Origin of the sequence: Microcoleus sp. B3-D2 (genome assembly GCF_036705345.1) — a bacterium.
Taxonomy (GTDB): Bacteria; Cyanobacteriota; Cyanobacteriia; order Cyanobacteriales; family Microcoleaceae; genus Microcoleus.
In genome coordinates this window covers 1-5,641 of the sequence record NZ_JAUBUG010000141.1, presented here as the reverse complement: position 1 = coordinate 5,641, position 5,641 = coordinate 1, and the positions used below count along the sequence as shown (strand labels likewise).

Annotated in this window: 1 protein-coding gene; it reads right to left on the bottom strand. The window is 46.4% G+C overall.

Annotated features, from left to right (window positions below; genetic code table 11):
* On the bottom strand, nt 1-5,561 hold a 5,561-nt coding region (locus QUB14_RS27975), incomplete at its 3' end, for a DUF4347 domain-containing protein (RefSeq protein WP_333297431.1).
* Nucleotides 5,562-5,641: the final 80 nt, after the last annotated feature.

Here is a 5,641-nt window from a genome sequence, read left to right as displayed (position 1 = left end):
ACTCCTTCTGCCTCATTGTTGCTACGCAGATCAATTTTTACATCACCAGTAGGTTGGCTGTTGAGTTTGATGGTGAATTTCTCTGTGCCGCCTGCTTCTGTAGTTACTAATCCCGATACCGGATTAATAATAATGTCAGGACTTCCGACTGGCTGTGGTGCTACATCGTTTTCTTGGTTACTCAGGCTGACATCGGCAACATCTCGCTCGTTGTAAGTGGGATCTGTACTAACAGCTTTCTCGGTGATAATCTTGTAGTCAGTATCGCCATCAACTACACTATCTTCAACCCCTGTTACTGTTACCTCTTGCGCCACATTCCAATTAGCAGAATTGAAGGTAATCGATTCCGTCGAAATTACTCCTTCTGCCTCATTGTTGCTACGCAGATCAATTTTTACATCACCAGTAGGTTGGCTGTTGAGTTTGATGGTGAATTTCTCTGTGCCGCCTGCTTCTGTAGTTACTAATCCCGATACCGGATTAATAATAATGTCAGGAGTTCCAACTGGTGGTGCTACATCGTTGTCTTGGTTACTCAGTCTGACATCGGCAACATCTCGCTCGTTGTAAGTGGGATCTGTACTAACAGCTTTCTCGGTGATAATCTTGTAGTCAGTATCGCCATCAACTACACTATCTTCAACCCCTGTTACTGTTACCTCTTGCGCCACCTTCCAATTAGCAGAATTGAAGGTAATCGATTCCGTCGAAATTACTCCTTCTGCCTCATTGTTGCTACGCATATCAATTTTTACATCACCAGTAGGTTGGCTGTTGAGTTTGATGGTGAATTTCTCTGTGCCGCCTGCTTCTGTAGTTACTAATCCCGATACCGGATTAATAATAATGTCAGGAGTTCCAACTGGTGGTGCTACATCGTTGTCTTGGTTACTCAGTCTGACATCGGCAACATCTCGCTCGTTGTAAGTGGGATCTGTACTAACAGCTTTCTCGGTGATAATCTTGTAGTCAGTATCGCCATCAACTACACTATCTTCAACCCCTGTTACTGTTACCTCTTGCGCCACCTTCCAATTAGCAGAATTGAAGGTAATTGATTCCGTCGAAATTACTCCTTCTGCCTCATTGTTGCTACGCATATCAATTTTTACATCACCAGTAGGTTGGCTGTTGAGTTTGATGGTGAATTTCTCTGTGCCGCCTGCTTCTGTAGTTACTAATCCCGATACCGGATTAATAATAATGTCAGGAGTTCCAACTGGTGGTGCTACATCGTTGTCTTGGTTACTCAGTCTGACATCGGCAACATCTCGCTCGTTGTAAGTGGGATCTGTACTAACAGCTTTCTCGGTGATAATCTTGTAGTCAGTATCGCCATCAACTACACTATCTTCAACCCCTGTTACTGTTACCTCTTGCGCCACATTCCAATTAGCAGAATTGAAGGTAATTGATTCCGTCGAAATTACTCCTTCTGCCTCATTGTTGCTACGCATATCAATTTTTACATCACCAGTAGGTTGGCTGTTGAGTTTGATGGTGAATTTCTCTGTGCCGCCTGCTTCTGTAGTTACTAATCCCGATACCGGATTAATAATAATGTCAGGAGTTCCAACTGGTGGTGGTGGTGGCGTTGCAGTGTCGTTATCCGCGATCGCCACTGTCACCCCTGAAACCACAACCACATTATACTTAGCATCAGTGGTACTCACAGTGTGAGTGATATTGCCGCTGTGCGCGCCTTCCACAACCGTATCATCAACAGCTTTCACCGTAACGGGTTGAGGGACATTCCAATTATCCGCAGTGAAAGTGATAGGCGCGATCGTCTCAACCTGATTACCTGTTGTGAGAGTGAGGGTTACAGGGGCGATCGGCTGGCTGTTGAGTTTGACTGTATAACTGCCATTCGCCCCGCCTTCAGCAGCAGTTGTGCTCGTAGGTGTAATGCTGACACCTGCTGTTTCGTTGTCGGTAATCGCTACATTGACATCCTGAATTGTTGTGCCGCTGTACTTAGTGTCTGTGCTGGTAACAGTGTGAGCGATCGTGCCGCTGTGCGTGCCTTCGGCTTTGCTATCATCGGTAGCGGTGACAGTGACTGTTTTGGCAACATTCCAATTCGTGCTGTCAAAGGTAATTGTCCCGAGCGCATTTATTTCACTTCCGGTATTAAAGTTAAGGCTAACAGGGGCGATCGGCTGCGACGTTAATTTGAGCTCATAACTGCCATTCGCACCCCCTTCAGCAGCAGTTGTGCTCGTAGGTGTAATGCTGACACCTGCTGTTTCGTTGTCGGTAATCGCTACATTGACATCCTGAATTGTTGTGCCACTATACTTAGTGTCTGTACTGGTAACAGTGTGAGCGATCGTACCGCTGTGCGTGCCTTCGGCTTTGCTATCATCGGTAGCGGTGACAGTGACTGTTTTGGCAACATTCCAATTCGTGCTGTCAAAGGTAATTGTCCCGAGCGCATTTATTTCACTTCCGGTATTAAAGTTAAGGCTAACAGGGGCGATCGGCTGTGACGTTAACTTGATGTCATAGCTGCCCGCCGCGCCGCCTTCTGTAACAGTTGTTGCCGTGGGAGTAATAGAAATACCAGCGGTATCATTGTCTTTATTGGTAATGCTAACAGCCCCTGCATCTAGGTTGTAATTCGGATCGGTGCTAACAGCAGCCACCGTGGCAATTTTGTAGTCAATATTGCCGTCAGCAATGCTATCGTTAACCCCTGTTACTGTTACTGGTTGCGGTGTATTCCAGTTAGCCGGAGTGAAAGTTAAGCTATTAGTCGAAACTGTTCCCTCGGCAACATTCTCACTGTTCAAACCGATAGTCACATCAGCAGTGGGCTGAGTATTCAGAACCACAGTAAAGTTAGCCTTTGTGCCATCTTCACCAGTAGTTAATCCCGCCGTCGGATTCACCGTAATGCCCGGAGTTTCATTGTCACTGTTGGTGACATCGATATCATTGGGATTGAGATTATTGTAATTAACATCAGTACTCACAGCAGCAGCCGTGACAATTTTGTAAACTTGAGCGCCATCAGCTACTAAATCGTCAACGCCAGTCACCGTTATTGTTTGTTCACTGTAGTTAGCGGGAGTAAAAGTTAAGCTATTAGGAGAAACTGTTCCCTCTGCTGGATTGGAACTACTCAAATCGATGGTAACGTTAGCAGTTGGTGCAGCGTTTAATTTGACAGTAAACTCTGCCTTGCCGCCAGCTTCTGTTGTTGATATTGCTTTTGGACTGACTGTGATGCCGGCAGTGTCATCATTAGTAATATTTGTGGTAGCGGTAGCCGTCGCAATAGTCGGTGCGCCACCCGGTGAAACTGAATTTGATAAAGTAATGGCAACAGTTTCATCCGGTTCTATATTGCCATCTCCCAACACATCCAAACTAATAGTCTTGGATGTTTCGCCCTCGGCAAAACTGATTTTGCCAGTAGCAGCCCTTGCGCCAGAAGTGCCACCGATATTGTTGTAATCAGTGCCGTTGGTCGCAGTGCCGGTAATGGCATAATCTACGGTACTCCAAAGTTCCGTGCTGCCGCTGCGAGTAATAGTAAATGCAGCAGGAATTTTGCCGGAATTGCCTTCGGTAACGGTGGGATTGTCGGCGACAATTGAATAAGAACTATTCCTGTCCAATATTGCCACTTTCCCTTGACTCGTATCGGCAACACCGCCTGTAATTGTGCCAAAATTGAGAACTAATTGTTCGTTACTGTCAAGGATATTGTCAGCTTTAATAGTTACTGCAATATTCTGGGTGAGAGTAGTAGTGCCTGCCGAGAAAGTAAGGGAGGCAGTTGGAAGAGTGTAGTCTGCACCTTGAGTAGCAGTGCTGCTGGGATCGATGACAATTGGTACAGTTACATCACTTAAGGGAGTGCCACCGCTGATAGTAACCGGGATATCAATTACTGTGTCGGTCGTGCCTTCATTAACGTTGTAAGTGTTACCTATTTTGGGAGGAACGAAGGATACCGTAGTGGGTGTATTCAGCAGCACCGAAACGTTATCGGAACCGTTGTTCGCTACTGCCAAATCCGAGAGAGTATCAGCATTAAAGTTGCCTGCAATAATGGAAGTTGGATCTGTGCCCGCAGCAAAGTTAATGGGTGTACTAAAACCGCCACTACCATTGCCTACTAAAATTGCAGCGCCGCTGGTGCCTCCTACTGCTAAGTCAAGTTGGCCGTCTCCGCTAAAGTCATTCGCAACAATGCCTTGCAGCCCTGTCCCCGCGCTAAAATTACTGACTGCGCCAAAGCCACCAGTGCCATCTCCCAATAGAATTGACACATTGTTAGATCCCCCGTTAACTACGGCCAAGTCGAGGAAAGTGTCTCCGTTAAAGTCCCCATTAGCGATCGAATTTGGATTTGTCCCAGCCCCAAAATTAGTAGCTGCACCAAAGTCGCCAGTGCCATTGGCTAAAAAAACAGAAATGGTGTTAGATAAACTGTTCGGCACAGCTAAATCGGAAAAAGTATCTCCGTTAAAGTCCCCCACTGTCATGAAAGCGGGAATTGACTGTGCGCTCAAGTTAGTGTTGAAATTCAATGCCCCGCTGCCACTGCTATTTGCTAGCAAAATTGTGACAGTGCCAGAGGTACTGCCAGGGCTTGTATTGACTACTGCTACGTCTGAAAAGTTGTCGCCGTTAAACTTCCCAACTGCAACCGAGATAGGAGATACTCCTGTGGGATATTGAGTGGGGCTGCCAAAACCGCCCGTACCATTTGCTAAGAAAATTGAGAGGGCGCCACCAGTGCCGCTACCCACTACTGCCAAGTCGGGGAAATTATCATTGTTAAAATTGCCGATCGCGATCGATGTGGGACTTGACACCGCCAAGGTAGGAATAGGCGCGGGATTAAAGCCACCAGTCCCATTTCCTAACAGGATGGAAACAGTGTCAGATCCTTGGTTTGTTACAGCTAAATCAGGTTGCCCATCGACGTTAAAATCCGCCGTAGCAATACCGTAGGGATTTGTCCCTGCACCAATATTTGTCGCCGCACCGAAGGTGTTCAAAACGTACTCGTAACTCGCTAATACTTCGGGTTTAAATACTAGCGGTGTTTCTATTTTCCCGGTTCTGACTTCTAGGAACCAGTCGCCGCCCTTTGCCGCACTTCCCGTAAGATTTTTGGAAGCCGCAACAAAAGCCCCTGTTAACTCACTCAAGCGTTTGACAAATGCTTTACCTGTCTCGCCTGCTGCTACACAGCACCCGTAGAGGAGGATATTAGGTCGAGTGTCGCCGATTGAGTCGGTTCGTGGCGAAAACCACTGCTGTAGATCCTGCCGATCGCACTCTATATCATTTAAACTAAAGCGAACGTCGCCGAGTTGCAAGCTGCCGGGAGCACCGTGAGAAACTATGTGAATGCTGTCAATATTGGTACGAAGAGCTAAAATTTGAGTAATTTGGTCGATCGCATCTTTATTCCCATCCAAAACGACTACTTCTGTACCCGGTGTTACTCCGGCAATCAAACTTTGATAATCTTCAACTTGAGTGTCGATAAAGGCGATGGACCTTACTGAAACTGGAATATTTAAATTGGGCATAATCCAATACGGTTCAGTTAAGGCTAAAATAGTGGTAAAATAGGTAGGGTGTCCAAAAAGGGAGAGCAAGTAAGGTGCAT